The sequence below is a fragment of the Microbulbifer thermotolerans genome, assembly GCF_900112305.1.
Classification (GTDB): domain Bacteria; phylum Pseudomonadota; class Gammaproteobacteria; order Pseudomonadales; family Cellvibrionaceae; genus Microbulbifer; species Microbulbifer thermotolerans.
Genome location: NZ_FOKT01000003.1, coordinates 406,309 through 423,216 on the forward strand (window position 1 = coordinate 406,309; position 16,908 = coordinate 423,216).

Annotated in this window: 18 protein-coding genes; 16 read left to right on the forward strand and 2 right to left on the reverse strand. The window is 58.9% G+C overall.

The genetic code is table 11. From position 1 onward, the window contains the following. Positions 1-142: 142 nt before the first annotated feature. Genes BM155_RS06855 through BM155_RS16990 form a run of 3 tightly spaced genes read left to right on the forward strand, consistent with a single transcriptional unit; the run spans position 143 to position 3,171 of the window. Positions 143-1,369 (forward strand): hypothetical protein, encoded by a 1,227-nt coding sequence (locus BM155_RS06855; protein ID WP_074901893.1) that lies wholly within the window; start codon positions 143-145, stop codon positions 1,367-1,369. Then, the gene (locus tag BM155_RS06860; RefSeq protein WP_074901896.1) at positions 1,369-2,247 is read left to right on the forward strand and encodes a hypothetical protein; all 879 of its coding nucleotides are present in this window, start codon (positions 1,369-1,371) and stop codon (positions 2,245-2,247) included. Before BM155_RS06855 ends, BM155_RS06860 begins: the two co-directional genes overlap by 1 nt. A 45-nt stretch (positions 2,248-2,292) precedes the next feature. Further along, positions 2,293-3,171, forward strand: a complete 879-nt coding sequence (locus tag BM155_RS16990) for a hypothetical protein (RefSeq protein ID WP_139223165.1) — start codon at positions 2,293-2,295, stop codon at positions 3,169-3,171. Between the two features lie 184 nt (positions 3,172-3,355). Here the strand turns inward: BM155_RS16990 and BM155_RS06870 are convergent, their stop codons facing one another. Then, positions 3,356-4,369: a hypothetical protein gene (locus tag BM155_RS06870; protein ID WP_083421107.1), complete on the reverse strand. Its 1,014-nt coding sequence runs from the start codon at positions 4,367-4,369 to the stop codon at positions 3,356-3,358. Between the two features lie 69 nt (positions 4,370-4,438). On the opposite strand from BM155_RS06870, the gene BM155_RS06875 reads away from it, so the two are divergent. The 5 genes from BM155_RS06875 (at position 4,439) to BM155_RS06895 (ending at position 9,376) form a co-directional block, all read left to right on the forward strand. After that, complete coding sequence (locus BM155_RS06875) at positions 4,439-5,095, forward strand: phosphoribosyltransferase (RefSeq protein ID WP_067149950.1); 657 nt, start codon at positions 4,439-4,441, stop codon at positions 5,093-5,095. Between the two features lie 83 nt (positions 5,096-5,178). Then, the gene (locus tag BM155_RS06880; RefSeq protein WP_074901907.1) at positions 5,179-6,147 is read left to right on the forward strand and encodes a ribose-phosphate diphosphokinase; all 969 of its coding nucleotides are present in this window, start codon (positions 5,179-5,181) and stop codon (positions 6,145-6,147) included. A gap of 167 nt (positions 6,148-6,314) precedes the next feature. Beyond that, on the forward strand, positions 6,315-8,132 hold the full coding sequence (locus tag BM155_RS06885) for an adenosylcobalamin-dependent ribonucleoside-diphosphate reductase (protein WP_074902039.1): 1,818 nt from the start codon (positions 6,315-6,317) through the stop codon (positions 8,130-8,132). 592 nt (positions 8,133-8,724) lie between these two features. After that, on the forward strand, positions 8,725-9,171 hold the full coding sequence (locus BM155_RS06890) for a hypothetical protein (RefSeq protein ID WP_067149956.1): 447 nt from the start codon (positions 8,725-8,727) through the stop codon (positions 9,169-9,171). 16 nt (positions 9,172-9,187) lie between these two features. Then, positions 9,188-9,376 (forward strand): hypothetical protein, encoded by a 189-nt coding sequence (locus BM155_RS06895; RefSeq protein WP_067149959.1) that lies wholly within the window; start codon positions 9,188-9,190, stop codon positions 9,374-9,376. Positions 9,377-9,491: 115 nt separating this feature from the next. Here the strand turns inward: BM155_RS06895 and yihA are convergent, their stop codons facing one another. Beyond that, positions 9,492-10,118 (reverse strand): ribosome biogenesis GTP-binding protein YihA/YsxC, encoded by a 627-nt coding sequence (gene yihA / locus BM155_RS06900; protein WP_175487764.1) that lies wholly within the window; start codon positions 10,116-10,118, stop codon positions 9,492-9,494. Positions 10,119-10,262: 144 nt separating this feature from the next. Between yihA and BM155_RS06905 the strand changes: the two genes are divergently transcribed. The 8 genes from BM155_RS06905 to BM155_RS06940 all read left to right on the forward strand — a co-directional run bounded on the left by BM155_RS06905 (position 10,263) and on the right by BM155_RS06940 (position 16,901). Beyond that, positions 10,263-10,919 carry a c-type cytochrome gene (locus BM155_RS06905; protein ID WP_067149962.1) on the forward strand — a complete coding sequence of 219 codons (657 nt, stop codon included), beginning with the start codon at positions 10,263-10,265 and terminating at the stop codon, positions 10,917-10,919. A gap of 225 nt (positions 10,920-11,144) precedes the next feature. Beyond that, positions 11,145-11,843 (forward strand): thiol:disulfide interchange protein DsbA/DsbL, encoded by a 699-nt coding sequence (locus tag BM155_RS06910; protein WP_074901911.1) that lies wholly within the window; start codon positions 11,145-11,147, stop codon positions 11,841-11,843. Positions 11,844-11,994: 151 nt separating this feature from the next. After that, a complete protein-coding gene (locus tag BM155_RS06915; protein WP_067149968.1) occupies positions 11,995-12,459 on the forward strand; it encodes an ecotin family protein in 465 nt (154 codons plus the stop codon). Between the two features lie 275 nt (positions 12,460-12,734). Next, positions 12,735-13,220 (forward strand): hypothetical protein, encoded by a 486-nt coding sequence (locus BM155_RS06920; RefSeq protein WP_067149971.1) that lies wholly within the window; start codon positions 12,735-12,737, stop codon positions 13,218-13,220. Between the two features lie 9 nt (positions 13,221-13,229). Next, on the forward strand, positions 13,230-14,021 hold the full coding sequence (locus tag BM155_RS06925; RefSeq protein WP_074901914.1) for a hypothetical protein: 792 nt from the start codon (positions 13,230-13,232) through the stop codon (positions 14,019-14,021). A 28-nt stretch (positions 14,022-14,049) separates the two neighbouring features. Then, positions 14,050-14,460 (forward strand): ACT domain-containing protein, encoded by a 411-nt coding sequence (locus BM155_RS06930; RefSeq protein ID WP_067157196.1) that lies wholly within the window; start codon positions 14,050-14,052, stop codon positions 14,458-14,460. A 136-nt stretch (positions 14,461-14,596) separates the two neighbouring features. Beyond that, entirely contained in the window at positions 14,597-15,223 is a 627-nt protein-coding gene (locus BM155_RS06935; protein WP_175487765.1) for a hypothetical protein, read from the forward strand. Positions 15,224-15,281: 58 nt separating this feature from the next. Further along, complete coding sequence (locus BM155_RS06940) at positions 15,282-16,901, forward strand: M28 family metallopeptidase (RefSeq protein WP_074901920.1); 1,620 nt, start codon at positions 15,282-15,284, stop codon at positions 16,899-16,901. Positions 16,902-16,908: the final 7 nt, after the last annotated feature.

Genomic DNA, 16,908 nt, shown 5'->3' on the forward strand with positions numbered 1-16,908 from the left:
CTTTTTCCCGGCTTGTTCAATAAAAATTTTTGCCGAGTAGCTAACAATAAAAACACTCGCCAGTTGATCGGCGTCACATTCAGCTCCTAGAATCCGACGGCGTCGCTATAGCGGCAGGGAATTTTTTCAGGGAGTTAACAAAATGTTTTCGAACAATACTGTCCGGCGGGAAATCCGCATCGCCGGACACCACGCTGGCAAACCCGTCACCATCACCCCGCAAGCCGACCCCATCTACCGAGAACTGGTCAAACTCGCCCGCCGCGGCAATTACTGGGCCGTGCTGACCGTCAACGGCATCCACCAGCTCGCCGCCGGCCGGTTGCATCAGAACAATATTTTCGTCAAACCGGATGCTGTACACAGAGACGGCACGGAAGAGTTTGTAGTGATTCTGCCCGGCTGTCGTGTCACTGCGGAAAAACGCCCCGATGGCAGTTACCGCGTTTTGTATATGCAGGCGGATCTGAATTATTCGGAGCTAATGGAGAAGGCTGAGAAGCCGGGGCTTTATGAGGTAAGTAAGCTTGATAAGCGTTGGCTCGCAAGGTGGAAGAAAAAAGGCAAAATCAAAGAGAGGGAAGATCGGTTGGTGGCGATTAGTGATAGTGGTTATAAAAACCCTGACATAGCAGCAAGCCGATCCGCTTCACGAGTCGCCGAAGCGCCCTTTTCTGGCGGCGGCTTTAGGGTCGAAAAAAATGGCTTCGATATGCACTATACCCCGGGTAAGAAGCGTATCGGTGGACGGATCAATTATCGTGATGCAGTGCGCCCCTTGGATAATGCCACGCTGCATGAGTCCGCGCTACTGTTGGCTAAAACCATGTATGACGCGCGCAAAATAAAAGGTGTGGGCTGGATTGCCGAATTTGGCGGCTCCGCTGTACTGACCCAGGCGTTAAAAATTCTTGCCGATCGCGGTGTGCGGCTGGAAAACCATACCGCCTTTCTGGTGCGGCCCAGAACCTCTCCAAATGAGGCTGTTAAGGCCGCCCATGCGGTGGGTCTGAAATTGGACCGCAAATTCTCCAAAACTCATATGCTGGATTATATCGGCAACCGGGACCAGCTAGAGCTGATCATCAACCGCTGGAGAAATGAAAATGAAAAAAACTACAAATGGCTTCAGGCTATAACGGACATGGTCGAGCATGGTAAAAGCCTGCAGGGTGCTGGTGCTTTTATGGGCTCCTTGGCGGCAGTAGCGGGCCTATCCGCCAGTGCTCCGGCGCCAGCGGCGGCAGCGGCTTTTCTTACAGCCTTGGGCGCAGCGGTGGGCGGTGCCGCGACAATCGGCAAGCTGGGCAAAACCATGACGGAGGCCTGGCTGCCGGATAAATACGACCGGATAAAGAGTAAATTCTAATGCGCAACTATATTAAATACCCGCCATTCGAGTGGCGGGAGCACAAGGGGCTGTGCATCCCCCGGGGGCCCTCTTTTCGTTGGGCAAGGGAAGTGACCATTCGCTTGACGAACTGTACTCTGGCCCTGCGCCTGCCGCGCCACGCGCCGCCGCCCGGGGCCGACAGCGGCGAGTGGAGGCTCCTGCCGCGGGTCTACGATCTGGAGGGGCGGAACCACAATGATAACGTGATGCCCAGTCAAAGCTGGCTCTACGAGGGCATTATTGCGCGCGCCTGGGCTTTCTACGGCCCCTGGTTTACCGGCTGCATGGGCAATGTGCATTTCAGTCTGGTTGGACTGCGCCTGTCGCAGCCCAACCCGCAGATCAACTTTCTCCATCCCCGGGCGCTGGAAACTGGCGCCCTAGGCCATGTCACCGCTGGCTGGGGACACCATACATGTGGAAATAAGCCCTACTACCAGGCGCCGCTTAACTGGACGCCCCTGGAGTATCTGCCCCTGCCAACAGTACGTTTTGATATGCGGCGCGTGATACAAGCGGGAGAACTTGAACGCTTTGTCTTTTTCCCGGTGGGGCGTGATAAGTTGATCAAGATCAGCTTTGTCTGTAACCAGTACGCCACCGGCACTCAGGAAGAGATAGATGCCCGTATCAGCCCTGAGCCGATGCTGGAGCTGGTGGAAAATATCCTCGACAGCCTGCAGGTTACCCCGTCGCCAGAGCTGCAGCGGGAAGTGGATGCGGTGCGGGAGGCTTACCCGGACGCGGCTGTTTCCCCCGACTGCCCGCCGCTGGACTGGCCGGCCCACGTGGACCGGGACGGGCTGACGATACTGCCCTACGACGAGAAGCTGTACGCGGAGCCGGTGCGCTGAGGCTGGCAGATTTGGGAGGTTGATGGTGCAGAAGAGCCGCTACTGATGCGCAACTATATTAAGTATCCGCCATTCGAGTGGCGGGAACACAAGGGGCAGTGCATCCCCCGGGGGCCCTCTTTTCGTTGGGCAAGGGAAGTGTCCATCCGCCTGATGAACTGCACTCTGGCATTGCGCCTGCCCCGCCATGCTCCGCGCCCAGTATCCGGCAGTAGTGAGTGGCGAATTCTGTCGCAGGTCTACGAGCTGAAAGGTAGGAATCACAACGATAGACGAATGCCTAGCCAGAGCTGGTTATATGAAGGGATAGTCGCGCGCGAATGGGCTTTCTATGGTCCCTGGTTTACGGGTTGCAAGGGGAAGGTGCATTTCAGCCTTCTGGGATTGCGGCTTGCGGAGCCCAACCCGCAGATCAATTTCCTGCACCCCAAGGCCCTGGAGACCGCTGCCCTGAGCTATATCACCGCCAGCTGGGGGCATGAAGTCTACGGAAGCAAGCCCTATTACCAGGCGCCGCTTAACTGGACGCCACTGCACGAGCTGCCTGTGCCGGTGCTGTGCTTTGATATGAACTGTATCGTGCAAGCTGGTGAGCGCTTCCGTTTTGTCTTTTTCCCAGTGGGGCGGGACAAGCTGATCAAAATCAGTTTTACCTGTCACCAGTACGCCACCGGCACCCAGGAAGAGATAGATGCCCGTATCAGCCCGGAGCCGATGCTGGAGCTGGTGGAAAATATTATCGACAGCCTGCGCATCACCCCGTCGCCAGAGCTGCAGCGGGAAGTGGATGCGGTGCGGGAGGCCTACCCGGACGCGGCTGTTTCCCCCGACTGCCCGCCGCTGGACTGGCCGGCCCATGTGGACCGGGACGGGCTGACGATACTGCCCTACGACGAAAAGCTGTACGCGGAGCCGGTGCGCTGACCGATTAAGTTACCAACGCCGTCAGAAAAAATTCACATTTTTTTACGCAATTCGGGGAACCAGTCCGGCGGTCAGCCCTCTAAACAGGCAAGATCGTTGGAATGCGTCATCATCCCCCAAGGAAGTCAGATATTTGCCCCGGAATCCCCCAATTCCGGGGCATTTTTTTTGGCTGTATGCGGGGCTATCGACTGTAGTGTTGCGCCGCGCTCAGGTAGATCCGTGTCTTGTGTCGCCATTGGCGGGGTTCCGCCACTGTGCTGTCCAGCAGGTGCGCGGCGGCCAGATGGGCCCGCAGCAGGGCGCGCGCGCCGCGGTAAAAGCGAGACAGGGTTTTGGGGGGCCGGTCGCCGCTTGCCTGGCTATAGTATTCTAGGGCCGCTTCCCCCAGGTCTTTTCTCCCCAGTAATTCGCATTCGAGTGCCAGATAGCTGAGTTCATCCACCGGGTCCACCCAGCGCAGCGGGCGGTTGAACTCCAGGCAGTCGATTATCTGCGGTGGCTGGGTCAGAAAGCAGTGTTCCGGGCGCAGGTCTCCATGTCCCTCGACAATCAGACCGTCTTTGGCGCGCCCACCCAGGAGTCCGGCCTCGCGCCGGGTGAAAGCGAGCAGGGCCTTTGCTGTCGCTTCAATTTCCTCCCCGTCCAGCGACAGTTGCGGTGCCTGCAGCTGATCGCGCCAGTTCTCAATCTGGTGGCGAAGCCCCGCCACATACTGTTCCCCGCGTAGGGCGATGACTTTCGCATTGCGGTAGAAGTCGCACAGCCGCTGCAGCAGGGGCGCCAGGGTCTGTGGGGCAGCAGTGGCGATCAGATGGGGCAGGGCGGTGTCTTCGCGCAGACGGCGCATCTTTACCAGCCATTCCACCACAGTGTCGTTTTGCGCTCCCAGGGACAAGTGGCCATCACTGTCCATGCGCAGGGCCACGACGTCGAGATAAACACCATCGGTCAGGCGCCGGTTCAGGCGTAGTTCTTCGCGGCAGACGGTGTGGCGCTTGTCCAGGGTGCTGAAATCCAGGTAGCTGGAGCGCACCGGTTTTTTCATCTTATAGGCGAAATGGTCGGTCAGAAAGACGCGCGCCATATGGGTTTCCACCAGGTGCACATGGCGGGTGCCCTCGGGATAGCTGGCCGGGGAGAGCAGGAAACGGGTTTTTTCCTCCAAGTCCGGCATTTTGGCGCTGGGATGGGTCATGGGCATTTTGTTGGGGGATCTGTTTGCTAGTCTAGTTTTATTGCCGAAGTCATCGAGGTATAGGCAGTGATGACGCCCTTTGCAGACCGCAACGAGGCGGGGCAGCTTTTGGCGCAGGCTTTGCGCTCCTACGCGGACCGCGAAGATGTGATCATCCTGGCGCTTCCCCGCGGGGGCGTGCCCCTGGGGTTGGAGCTAGTGCGGGCACTGCGGGCGCCGCTGGACCTGATGCTGGTGCGCAAACTGGGGGTGCCGGGCCACAAGGAGCTGGCCATGGGCGCCATTACCAGCGATGCGCGTGCGCTGAACGAAGAGGTAGTGGCGAGCTGCGGCATCAGCGATGCGGAGCTCGATGCAGTGGAGCGTGGGGAGCGAAAGGAACTGGAGCGCCGCGCCCGGCGTTACCGCGGCGATAAGCCTTGGCCACAACTCAAAGACCGCTGTGTGATTTTGGTGGATGACGGCATCGCCACTGGCGCCACCATGGCGGCGGCGGTGCGCGCGGCACGCGCACAGAAGCCCGCGGAGCTCGTCTTAGCGGTGCCGGTGGCGCCGCCTTCATCTTTGGCGCGGTTTACTTCTCTGGTTGACCGAATTGAATGTCTGGAAACCCCGCAATCTTTTTGGTCGATCGGCGCCCATTACCGCGACTTCCCTCAACTTAAAGACGAGCAGGTGATCGCGATGTTGAAAGCGGCGGAAGCTTTGGTGGGAGATCACCTGTGATCAGATGGAAAGCTGTGCGGGGACAAGATTTGCCAGGCGCCAGCCGCTTCCGCATGGCCGGTCTCTTGCGGCGGTAGCGTGCAATGAACCGCCTGAAGCTGTTCAGCCTCGATGCTGGTGCCGAGTTTGCCGGCCGTGTCGCCGCCGCCCTCGGGGAGCCATTGGCCGCCCACGAGGAGCGGGCGTTTATTGATGGAGAGCACAAAATACGTCCACTCGACGATGTCGAGGGCGCCGATACCTACCTGGTGCAATCGCTATACAGCGACGAGCGCAGCAGCGTGAATGACAAGCTGATCCGTATACTGTTTTTTATCGGCGCCTTGAAGGATGCCGGCGCGGCCCGTGTGACTGCGGTTATTCCCTACCTGTGCTACGGGCGCAAAGACCGCCGTACCAAGCTCCATGACCCCCTTTCTAACCGTTATCTGGCAACCCTGTTCGAGTCTTTGGGTACCGATGGGATAGTGACACTGGATGCCCATAACCAGGCTGCTTTTGAGAATGCCTTTCGCTGCCGCACTCTGCATCTGCTTGCGCAGCCTTTGTTCGTGGATTTTATCGCCACGGCGCTGAAAGACAGTGCAAACCCCCTGGTAGTGGCCTCGCCGGATCTGGGGGGGATAAAGCGCGCTGAGCGATTCCACCGCTCGTTGGCAGAGCGTCTGGCACGCAACATCGGTCGCGCCTTTGTGGAGAAGTACCGCAGCGCCGACCAGCTCTCAGGTGGAACCCTGGCCGGGGATGTGTGGGGGGCGGATGTGGTGCTTGTCGACGACCTCATCGCAGGAGGCGGCACCGTCTGCCGCGCGGTGGATGCGGTTCTCGGCGGTGGTGCCGCGCGTATCTGGGTATTGGCCAGTCACGGTCAGTTTTGCGGCGATGCGCTGAGAAAACTCGCGCAGTTACCACTGGAAGCTGTTGCCGTGACTAACTCTCTGCCGCAGCCCTCGTCGCCCCGGCTGGAGGTCATCGACTGCGCGCGGCTGCTGGCCGAGGGGATACGCCGCCTGCACGACAGCGGTCCGGCAGCCCAGTTGAGTGTCCCGTAGAGAGTGACAAGGCGGGCGTCGGGACTAGGGGATGCGTGGCGGGAACCCACCTGGGCACGCACCGCTTGTATTTCGCTCGGAGGTTTGTGGATATGTGTCGCGAAACCAATTCAGAACGGCCCCGGGTGGTTTTTTTCAGCCATCTACTGGGTGCGGAGGAGAGGGACATGGCCCACTTTGAGGCGGAGATCTCGGAGTTTATCTGGGATACAAAGTACCGCCACAGGGATGGCGATTTGCTCTATGACGCCTCCATTGAAGACAGTTGGCGCCGCCTCGCCAATGCGCTGGCATCGGTGGAGCCGGCGCAGTCCGAGCTTTGGGCTCAGCGTTTCTACCAGAACCTCGCGGATTTTCGCTTTCTGCCGGGTGGGCGCATTTTTGCGGGCGCCGGCACTGCCCATCAGGTGACCCTCTTTAATTGTTTCGTGATGGGTATCGTTGAGGATTCGATGGAGGTGATCTTTGAACGCCTGAAGGAAGCGGCGTTGACCATGCAACAGGGCGGCGGTATCGGCGTCGATTTTTCGACGCTGCGCCCGGCGGGGAGCATCGCGCACCGCACGGGCAACATCGCCTCAGGTCCGGTTTCCTTTATGCGCATCTGGGACGCTATGTGCGCAACGCTGCTGTCCACCGGCAGCCGTCGCGGCGCCATGATGGCCACCTTGCGCTGCGACCATCCGGATATAGAGCGCTTTATCGAGGCCAAGCGGGATCCCCGCGAACTGCGCCATTTCAACTTGTCGGTTTTGGTCAGCGACGATTTTATGCAGGCGGTGGAGGAAGATGAGGAGTGGCCGCTGGTCTTCCCGGAGCGGCAGTTGGAAGGGCGGGGCGCGGAGCTGATAGAGCGCCGTTGGAGCGGGGAAGCGGACCCATTGCCCTGCCGGGTACTGAAGCGCGTGCGCGCGCGGGATCTGTGGCGGGATATTATGCGTGCCGCTTACGATTGTGCCGAGCCGGGGGTGCTGTTCGTCGATCAGATCAACCGTCACAACAACCTCTATTACCGGGAACAGATCAGTGCCACCAACCCCTGTGGCGAAATACCGCTGCCACCCTACGGCGCCTGCAATCTGGGCTCGGTAAATCTGATGCGCTTTGTCCGCGATCCCTTTGGCGAACACGCTCGCCTGGACTGGGAAGGCATCGCGGAATGCGCGGCCCTGGGGGTGCGCATGCTCGATAATGTAATCGATCTGTCCCGCTATCCGCTGCCGGCTCAGGAAGATCAGGCTAAGGGTAGTCGTAGAATCGGCATGGGCGTAACCGGGCTCGCGGACGCGCTGATCGCCCTGGGGCTACACTACGACAGCGGCAGCGCGAGGGATCTGGCCGCGCGCATCCTGCGGACGCTGCGTGACAGCGCCTATAAAACGTCCATTGCCCTGGCGCGGGAGCGGGGCAGCTTTCCTTTCTACGACCGAGAGGCCTATCTGAACGCTGCGGACATCCGCGCGCTTCCCGATGCCCTGCGCCGGGAAATAGCGAAGCACGGTATCCGCAACAGCCATCTGATCGCCTTAGCGCCTACCGGCACAATCAGTCTGCTGGCTGGAGGTGTCTCCAGCGGAGTGGAGCCGGTGTTTGAGTTTCGCCACCGGCGCCGGGTGCTGACAGCGGACGGTAGGTATCGCCACTTCGACATTGTCGACCCGGCCTACCGGCTCTGGTGCGAGCGGGGCGGTGACCCGGATGCGCTGCCGGCGTATTTTGTATCTGCCCGCCAGCTGTCACCCTGGGCCCACCTCGCTATGGAGGCGGCGCTGCAACCTTATGTGGATAACGCGATTTCGAAAACGGTCAACGTGCCCGTGGGCTGCCCGTTCGAGAAATTTGAATCCCTGTACCGCGAGGCGCACGAATTGGGCCTCAAGGGCTGTACCAGCTTCCGCCCCAATCCCATCAGCGGCTCGGTGCTCACCGGACCGGGGGAGCCGGCACCGAGGCACTGCTGCGACATTGAGCGGGAAGGGGAATAGGGCGGTGAATTAGGGAACCTCTGCCACCAGGAAATGAATTAATCAGAGGCTCCTTAGTACGGAAATGCGAGTGTCGTATCTGCTCCAGACGTCCCTTTGCCGGATTAACGAATCTTTACTCAGGGGCGCGGAACCGAGACCGCTGGGCCGGCTCTAAACAGACAAATCATTGTTGCTCCTTAACCCTTCCCGACAATTCGCTTGACCCCACCCCGATACCTCCCCAAACATCGGGGTTTTTTTTGTCCGGCCGGCATAAATGGAAACCATTTCCGGAAACGCGCCAATTGCTGATTTAGAATCCGCCAAGTGCCGTCACCCCGGCAATGCACAACCTGGGGAAGCAGGCGCTGCGATCCTATCCTTCAGTATCAGTAGGAATGCTGCTTCTTTTGAGAACCCACAGGCGTGCCCGTCCCCCTGGGTACGTCTGGTTAGGTGCCCATCCCCAAGGGCACCGACCCCCTGGCCGGCAGGCCCCTTCTGCCGGCCTTTTTTATGCTCAGATTTTGGCGGAAAAAACGCTGGCTTTCTTTGCAAATGAGAACGATTCGTATTAGCATGATTTGTAGTTCGAATCGAGGAGTTCAGCGTGAATCACCGTTATCTCTGTGCAAATCATCACCAATGGCTGACAGCCGATCCGCTCCGCGCCGAGCAGGCCTGGATGGACTGGATTGAGCGGGGGGCCAGCCTGTGTGAAGACGGCAACCAAGGCGAGGCCATTCCCTTTCTCGGTTGTGCCTATGAACTGGCGGATTTCCTGCTCAGCGTCCGCCGTCCTGCCTACGCCATCGCGGCGCAGAGGTTTGCCGAAAGTGCGCGGTTGCTGATGGACGCCTACCATCATCGGGGCCAGCAGAATCACGGCAATTACATCTTAGTAGGGGCCAGTTCCAGGCTGGCGCGGGAGTTAAAGGATGGAGACAACTACCGTATTACCGCCGATTGCATCCGCACCCTCTACACCCGCGAACCCAATCCGCCGGCACGCCAGCAGTGGCAGCGCCAGCTCGGCGGCATTGTCAGTTTGCACTGAAGCAGTGCTGTCAGGCGTGGCCGCTGCCAGTTCATCACAATTTCTCGAGATTGAGATTCGCGAGGATACACTGACTTCGTTGCTGGCCGAGCGGCGTCTGAAAGTGGAGGATCTGCGCTGCCTCACGCCGCGGGCGCGGCGGCAGTTGCGAAGGGTGTTGTTGCAGTCACTACTCGCGGATGTGCGCGACGGCCAAACTCTCTAGGACTACGCGCGGATAGCTTTGGAACGCAGGGCCCGCCGTTACGTGGAGGTTCCCCGCACGGGATCAAAGCGGCCGAGGCCGCTTTAGGTGTGCCGCACGATTCGGTGGCCTCCATTTACGGGCCTACCGCCAACCACTCACTCAGTTTGAGTTCCAATTTGTCCAGCCCGGTTTTCTTGGTGGATGAGAAGGTCTGCACCGTCACTCCATTGTCCAATCCCTGTGCCTTCAGTGCCTTTTCGACTGCGAAGAGGGTGTTGTTGGCGGGGCCCCTTTTAAGCTTGTCCGCTTTCGTCAGCAATATGTGCACGGGCAGACCCGACTGAACTGCCCAGGTGAGCATATGAATATCGAATTCTTTCAGCGGCTGGCGGATATCCATCAGTAGCACCAGGCCGCGCAGACAGTGGCGCTGTTCGAGATAGAAGGCCAGGTGCCGCTGCCACTCGTCCTTCATCGCGCGCGCCACTTTGGCGTAACCGTAGCCGGGCAGGTCGACCAGGCGCTGGGTGTCACCGACGCGGAAGAAGTTGATCAGTTGCGTGCGTCCCGGGGTTTTGGAAGTGCGCGCCAGCTTACTGTTGCCGGTCAATGCGTTGATGGCACTGGATTTACCGGCGTTGGAACGGCCCGCGAAGGCGACCTCGGCGCCGCTGTCCTCCGGACATTCCGCGAGGGTGGGTGCGCTGGTAAGGAACTGAACGGCGCGGAAGTTTAGTTTTTCGATGCTGGATTCGGACATTGGCGATTTGTTGACTCAGTACACTCAATTGGCGCACAAGTATATAATGCCGCCGTTTTTGCGTCGCAGAACTATGGGGGCGACGCGAGTCAGTCTCCGCCCGGGTGGAGCGAACCAGTCATTCAGCGCGCAATGGGACGACGTATGAACAGCATCATAAAGAATACAGCTCTGGCCCTGGGCCTCACCTTCGGCCTGGCCGCGCCAGTTGTGATGGCGGCCGGAGATCCTGCCGCCGGTAAGGCGAAGGCCACTGCCTGCGCCGCTTGCCACGGTGCCGACGGCAACAGTCTGGCGCCCGCCTTTCCGAAAATCGCGGGTTTGGGAGAAAAGTATCTGGCCAAACAGCTGATGGATATCAAAAGTGGTGCACGCCAAGTGCCGCAGATGATCGGTCAGCTGGATAACTTCAACGAACAGGACCTGCAGGATCTGGCGGCCTATTTCGCTTCCCAGCCGGTGCAGCTGTCTGGTTCCAAGGCGATTTCCGTGACTTTGAACAACGGTGAGAGTGTCGATGGCCTGATGCTCGGCCGGGAGCTGTTCCGCGCGGGCAATCCGGAAACCGGGGTACCCGCCTGTATGGGGTGCCATTCTCCGACCGGCAAAGGCAATGCGCCCGCTGGCTACCCGCGCCTGTCCGGACAGTACGCCGAGTATGTGGAAACCCAGCTCAAAGCCTTCCGTGCGGGCACCCGCACCAATGATGGTGACACCCGCGTGATGCGCAGTGTGGCGAAGCAGCTGTCCGATGCCGAGATCACAGCACTCGCCAACTATGTGGCGGGTCTGACGGACTGATCGCCAGGCTGTCTGTCGCGAATATCACAAAAAAGGCCGGTCTTAGACCGGCCTTTTTTGTAAAGCCTCCGTAGCGCTTGTAAGGGGCCCATTGCCGGTGACGAGGCCCTGGGAATGGGTGCACATGTTGACCGGGTTCCTTGCTTCCACCTGCCGGAACTTCAATAATCTGCGCTGTCTATTACGTAGCCCCCTGGTCCCGAGAGAATAACGTTGGAGAAGACTATGAATGTCGTTGTCGCCCCCCTGTCCAGGCTGTTTGCCCTGGTCTTCACTCTGCTGTTCAGCCTCGTTGCCTGTGCACAGGAAGACGGCCAGTTCAAGGCCGGCCAGCACTACCAAGTACTGCCGCAGGCGGTACCGCAGAAGGACGACAGCAGGATCGAGGTGACTGAAATGTTCTGGTACGGCTGTGGCCATTGCTACCACTTCGAGCCGACCCTGAACCGCTGGAAAGAAAAAATGCCGGAAGACGTGGCGCTGCTGAAGATTCCCGCCATCTGGCAGCCGCTCATGGAGGTGCACGCCCGCATGTACTATGTGGCCGATACCATGGGGGTGCTGGATCGACTGCATGCCCCCATCTTCAACGCCATCAACAACCAGCGCAAAATGTTTGCTGTGAAGGAAGGCCGCAATTGGAATCCGGATTTGAAGGCCATCGAGGAACTGTTTAATGCCCATGGCGCCGATGGTGCCAAGGCCGCCAAGCTGATGAACTCCTTCACCATCAACAGCAGGGTCAAACAGGGCATGGCCAACCAGCGCGCCTATCAGTTGTCCGGCACCCCGGAAGTGGTTGTGGCGGGCAAATACCGTATCAGCACCTCCCTGCCTGGCTTTAAAGGCAAGAGCAATGGCCAGGAACTAATGCTGCAGGTGGCCGATTACCTAATTGCCAAAGAGCGTGCCGAGCGCAGCTGATGGCAATGCTAACGAAACCCCGCCCAGTGCGGGGTTTTTTGTGCGCACCGACAGGCCGCACATCCCTTGTGCGCGGATCAGATCGCACCTGGCGATAAGTTAGGGCTACACTAAGTGGTGCAATGCCCGTCAATCACCAACAGGGCTCCTCATGTCGCTGCGCCGTGCCGCCATTCTATGCCTCAGCTGTTTCACCGGTACCGCCGGGGCTTCTGATCTTGATGCCTTCCCCGCCACCGTGGACGGAAAGGTGCGCCTGGTGATCCGCCTGCCCAGAGCGGCGGATGAAAGCCGCTTTATGGTGGAGCTGGTACCGGGCAAGAGTGAGGTGGTGGACTGCAACCTGCGCAGTTATCGCGCCGCGATTCGGCGCGAGACGTTGGAAGGGTTGGGTTATCCCTATTATGTACTGGCAGAGCCGGAGCCTGGTCCGGCCGGTCACAAGACTTGTCCAGCGGGCTCTAGGTCGCGGCGCTTCGTGCCTGTGCGCGGCGAAGGGCTGATGTTGCCCTATAACAGCCATCTTCCGCTGGTCGTTTACCTGCCTCCCGGGCTGCAATTGAAATACCGTGTCTGGCGCGGGGATAAAATTTTGTCTAGCGCCCGGGCTGAATAACTGCCATTGGAATCACCGCCAGATTCGTCAGCGGTTCCCATACCTGCCTTTATCCCCATAATTTTCACACTTCCCCCCCGTTCTGGCGCACGAAGAAATATTTTTGAGGCTTCTACTGCCAAAAGTTGGATTCTACGTCTAGCCTATAAAAACAAAGGACGTGAAAAATAGCGCCTGGGCCATTTTTCATACCGCTGTAGCGACCGCTGCATCGCGGAGAGGAACACCGGCGGCTGCGGCCGCCAGTCGCAGTAATCCTATACAGAGAGTCGCGCATGAAGTTTTTGCGTCACCCCTCGTCTCACCGCCTCTTCCTCGCATTCTTACAGGTCTATGTCTTGATTCTCCTGCTGTTTCTAGTGCTGCCCCTGGCCATTGCGGAAGAGTCGGCGCAGCGCAAATGGGCCGGGAATTGGCTGGTCGTGGGTGAAAATGATGAACAACTGGTATGGCAGCTACACGCCGACGGCACAGGATTCGCCTATGGGTTTCACAACGGCGGGCGCCTGTCTCACGGTTTTGCCATTAACTGGAAATTGCAGGGTGATCGGGTGCGCGTGCGTACCGGCGCGTCGTTGCGCTGTCGCGGCGGTGTGGTGGCGGTGGCATTTACCGGCTGGAGCCCCGTCACCTTAGATTTCTCGATTGTGGACGGTCGCCATTGGCTGCAAGACGGCGGCGGACTGTTGAGTTTTCAGCGCCGCCTCGGCAGTTGGCATACGCCCAGAGCGGGTGGTAAGTGTCCGGACTTGGCCGGATGACACGAGCCGATGTACCAGAGCGCAAAACTGATAGGCGGTTTCGGCACTGGCCCGGGCAGGGGCCAGCGGCGGAGTGTTTTATCCAATTTTTGGCGGTTTGCATTCGCCGTTGTCATTTTTGCCACGGCGAGCGGTTCGACGGGGGCCTTTCAGGCTGCCAATCACGCAGGTGCGACTACAGGGACTAGCTGGAAAACGGACTCCCATCTGGATGCCAAGCAGTGGGTGGGGGCGTGGTTGATATCCCGCGATGGTGAGGCGCGGCATGTTTGGAGCCTGAAGGCGGATGGCACTGGCCGCTCCTACGCATTTCTGGAACACGGTGGCGAGATGCGTTTCGCCTACGGTTACGATATCCGCTGGTATTTCGATCCCTTCACGCAGATGGCCCATATCAAGACTGAGCGGCGTATCGTGTGTCGTGGCGGCAAAATATATCCCTACTTCCTCACCCTCAAGTCCTACGAGAGTGACTATGCGGTGAAGGATAAATTCACATGGCAGACCACTTGGACCGAAGCCAGCATCGGCAAAAACCGTTTGCACAAATCCCAGGTGGTTTTCGTCGCTGCCTTATCTTCCTGGCAGGACCCAACCCGCGGCGTATCCTGTCCGAAATTTCCCAGCCTGAAATTGGAAAGAGACATCGATTTGGCGTTGGACCGCTGGGAGCGGGAGATTCAGCGGGGCGCTGATCAGGGAGCACCGGGCGAACAGCGGTCGCAACCGGAAGGGGATGCCGATAAAACTCTTCGCAAGGCTGCACAGCGTGCAAAAAGTAAGCGGGTAAAAAGTCGATGAAACCAAAGCGGCGGTGGAAAAACGCTATATGAAAGTTGAAGCATGCCTGGAAAAATTGCTGCGGAACCTAGACCCCCAATTACAGGGCGATGTGTACGTTTTCTGTTCTCTGCCGGAAGCGCGACTGCTGGATCTCATCGATGATTGCCTGTGTGTATTCCGGGAGCGTGAGGGGCTCTCGGCGATACTGCCGCGGACCCTGGCTGAGCGTGAGGGACTGGCGTCGAGTGGAGGCTTCCGCCAGATCACTCTACAGGTGTATTCAAGCCTCGAAGCCGTCGGCCTCACCGCTGCGGTTACCGCCGAACTGGCCAGCTGGGGAATCAGCGCTAATGTCGTCGCCGCGCTGCGTCACGACCATGTGTTTGTACCCGAAGAAGAAGCCGAAGAAGCGTTGCGCCTTCTGCGAGGGATAAGCAGCCGCGCACAGTACAGTTGAGCCGGGGAGCCGCAGTGCGATGCGGATCGACTATCCTCCTTCCCAGCCTCACGGCGAAATCCGCCGCTTGTTACCGGATTTCTTCTGTGTTCCGGGAACCATAAAACTTGCCCCGGCGGTTGTGATCAACCGAAATATGGCAATTGTACGCTGTGGGGATGACCTGACATTGGTGAATCCGGTGCGCCTGCGGCCACAACAGGAGGAAAAGCTGCAAGAACTGGGGTGCATCCGCCACGCTGTACGCTTAGGCTATTACCACGGATGCGATGATCTCTACTACCGCGACCACTTCAATCTCACTTTCTGGTGCCAGGCACACTCCGACTTTTATCCTCCAGCACCGGACCGGCTCCTGCGCGAGGGCGGTGACTGTCCTGTCCCCGGCGGCTGTTTCCTGGAGTTTTCTCACAGCCGCTACCCGGAAGCGGTTCTCTGGGTACCTCACAACGGGGGGCTATTGCTGTGCTGCGACGCATTGCAATATTGGCGGACCTGGCGCGGGTGTAACTGGTGGGGCAGAAACCTGCTGCGTTTTGGCAGTATGCGCCGTGGAATGCAGGTGGCACCTGGCTGGCGTTCCTGTATGACCCCACCGGGTTGCGATCCCTTGCATTGGCTGGAGGACGATTTTCGCCGTCTATTGAAATTAGACTTCCTGCACTTTATGGGCGCCCACGGTGAATTTCTGCCGGATTATGCCCATGAAATGGTATCTGCCGCCGTACTGAAGGCATATCCGGGTATAGGGCGCGCCGCCTGAGCTGTGGTGGTCATGGTAAGCTAGCCGGTCGATTCAGCAAGCCGGAAAAGATTTACCAATGCGATTTCCTTTCTTGTTCACCACCTTGATCGTGGGCGCGCTGGTGGCCTGTACTACCAACTCCCCCGCGCCGATTCCAAGTGCTGACAGCGAAAATATCCGTGTGCACGTAGAGTATCTGGCCTCGGACGCCCTCGCTGGCCGGGACACCGGCTCCCGCGGATACCGCGAGGCCGCTGACTACGTGGCCCGGGAATTCGAGCGCATGGGGTTGCAACCCGCCGGCGAGCAGGGCTACCTGCAACAAGTGCCGTTGGTCAAGGCGAGTTGGGGCGGACATGTACCCACCTTGGTACTACAGGGGCGCGACGGCGATATCACTTTCCACTTTGGAGAGGACTTTGTGGCTTCGCCGCCTACTCACAGCGAGAGCACAGCGACCGCTGCCGGCCTGGTGTTTGTGGGATTCGGTATACAAGCGCCCGAGTATGGTATTGATGACTACAAAGATCTGGATGTGGAAGGCAAGATTGTGGTTCTGCTCTCGGGGCGACCGCAAAAGCTGCCGAACGAAGTCGGCGCCCACTATGCATCTTCGCGCACCAAGCGTGAGACGGCTGCCCGTCACGGCGCCGTGGGTTATATCACTCTGAACACGCCTCAACGCGAACAGCGCTGGTCTTTCAAGCGCTCGCTCGAGCACCTGGACGACGACAACCTCGACTGGCTGGGCGACAAAGGTGTACCCGGCAATAGCCTTCCCGGAGTGCATCCCGGCGTGTTGATGGATATAGGCCCCGCACGTCAGCTTTTCGTAGGTGCCGAGCGCAGTCTCGATGCTATTTTTACCGAAATGGAAAATGGCTTGGTACCCCGGGGGTTCCCGCTACCTTACCGGGCAAAAATGACCAGTGGATCGACTCATGCAATGATTGACAGCCCCAACGTGGTTGCACTGCTGCCTGGCTCCGATCCGCAGCTTAAAAACGAATACGTGGTCTTTTCCGCGCACCTGGATCATATCGGTGTGGACAAAAATGGTGCTATCCACAACGGTGCCCAAGATAATGCCGCCGGTATTGCTGTCATGCTGGAAACCGCGCGCTTGTTTGCCGAGTCCGGCCGCGCGCCGCGCCGCTCACTACTATTTGTTGCGGTGACCGGTGAGGAAAAAGGCCTGTTGGGCTCCGATTACTTTGCCCATCACCCGCCAGTGCCGACCCATGCGATTGTGGCAAACCTCAATTTGGATATGCCGATGTTGTTGTACCCCTTCAAGGACATCATCGCCTTCGGCGCCGAGCACTCCACTCTCGGCAGGACTGCTGCGCGCGCCGCAGAAAACGCCGGCCTGAAACTAAGCCCGGACCCAATGCCGGAACAAGTGATCTTCGTCCGTAGCGACCACTATAACTTCGTACGCCAGGGTATACCGGCAATCTATCTGATCAGCGGCCGCGAAGCGCGGGACCCGGAGGTTGACGGTACACAAATGCAAACCACCTTTCTAAAGGAGCGTTACCACCGCGCAAGCGATGAGGCCGACGAACAAATCAGCTATACCGCCGCCAAGCAATTTACTGAAGTGAACTACGCTATTGCACGGGAAGTAGCGGATGCGGATGAAAAACCGCACTGGTATAGCGGGGATTTTTTTGGGGAGTTGTATAAGCGGTAAAAACGAT

Bases quoted from the DNA above. Each gene is read 5' to 3' on its own strand.
- BM155_RS06855 (WP_074901893.1), top strand. From the start codon at position 143: ATGTTTTCGAACAATACTGTCCGGCGGGAAATCCGCATCGCCGGACAC.
- BM155_RS06860 (WP_074901896.1), top strand. From the start codon at position 1,369: ATGCGCAACTATATTAAATACCCGCCATTCGAGTGGCGGGAGCACAAG.
- BM155_RS16990 (WP_139223165.1), top strand. From the start codon at position 2,293: ATGCGCAACTATATTAAGTATCCGCCATTCGAGTGGCGGGAACACAAG.
- BM155_RS06870 (WP_083421107.1), bottom strand. From the start codon at position 4,369: ATGACCCATCCCAGCGCCAAAATGCCGGACTTGGAGGAAAAAACCCGT.
- BM155_RS06875 (WP_067149950.1), top strand. From the start codon at position 4,439: ATGACGCCCTTTGCAGACCGCAACGAGGCGGGGCAGCTTTTGGCGCAG.
- BM155_RS06880 (WP_074901907.1), top strand. From the start codon at position 5,179: ATGAACCGCCTGAAGCTGTTCAGCCTCGATGCTGGTGCCGAGTTTGCC.
- BM155_RS06885 (WP_074902039.1), top strand. From the start codon at position 6,315: ATGGCCCACTTTGAGGCGGAGATCTCGGAGTTTATCTGGGATACAAAG.
- yihA (WP_175487764.1), bottom strand. From the start codon at position 10,118: ATGTCCGAATCCAGCATCGAAAAACTAAACTTCCGCGCCGTTCAGTTC.
- BM155_RS06905 (WP_067149962.1), top strand. From the start codon at position 10,263: ATGAACAGCATCATAAAGAATACAGCTCTGGCCCTGGGCCTCACCTTC.
- BM155_RS06910 (WP_074901911.1), top strand. From the start codon at position 11,145: ATGAATGTCGTTGTCGCCCCCCTGTCCAGGCTGTTTGCCCTGGTCTTC.
- BM155_RS06915 (WP_067149968.1), top strand. From the start codon at position 11,995: ATGTCGCTGCGCCGTGCCGCCATTCTATGCCTCAGCTGTTTCACCGGT.
- BM155_RS06920 (WP_067149971.1), top strand. From the start codon at position 12,735: ATGAAGTTTTTGCGTCACCCCTCGTCTCACCGCCTCTTCCTCGCATTC.
- BM155_RS06925 (WP_074901914.1), top strand. From the start codon at position 13,230: ATGTACCAGAGCGCAAAACTGATAGGCGGTTTCGGCACTGGCCCGGGC.
- BM155_RS06930 (WP_067157196.1), top strand. From the start codon at position 14,050: ATGAAAGTTGAAGCATGCCTGGAAAAATTGCTGCGGAACCTAGACCCC.
- BM155_RS06935 (WP_175487765.1), top strand. From the start codon at position 14,597: ATGGCAATTGTACGCTGTGGGGATGACCTGACATTGGTGAATCCGGTG.
- BM155_RS06940 (WP_074901920.1), top strand. From the start codon at position 15,282: ATGCGATTTCCTTTCTTGTTCACCACCTTGATCGTGGGCGCGCTGGTG.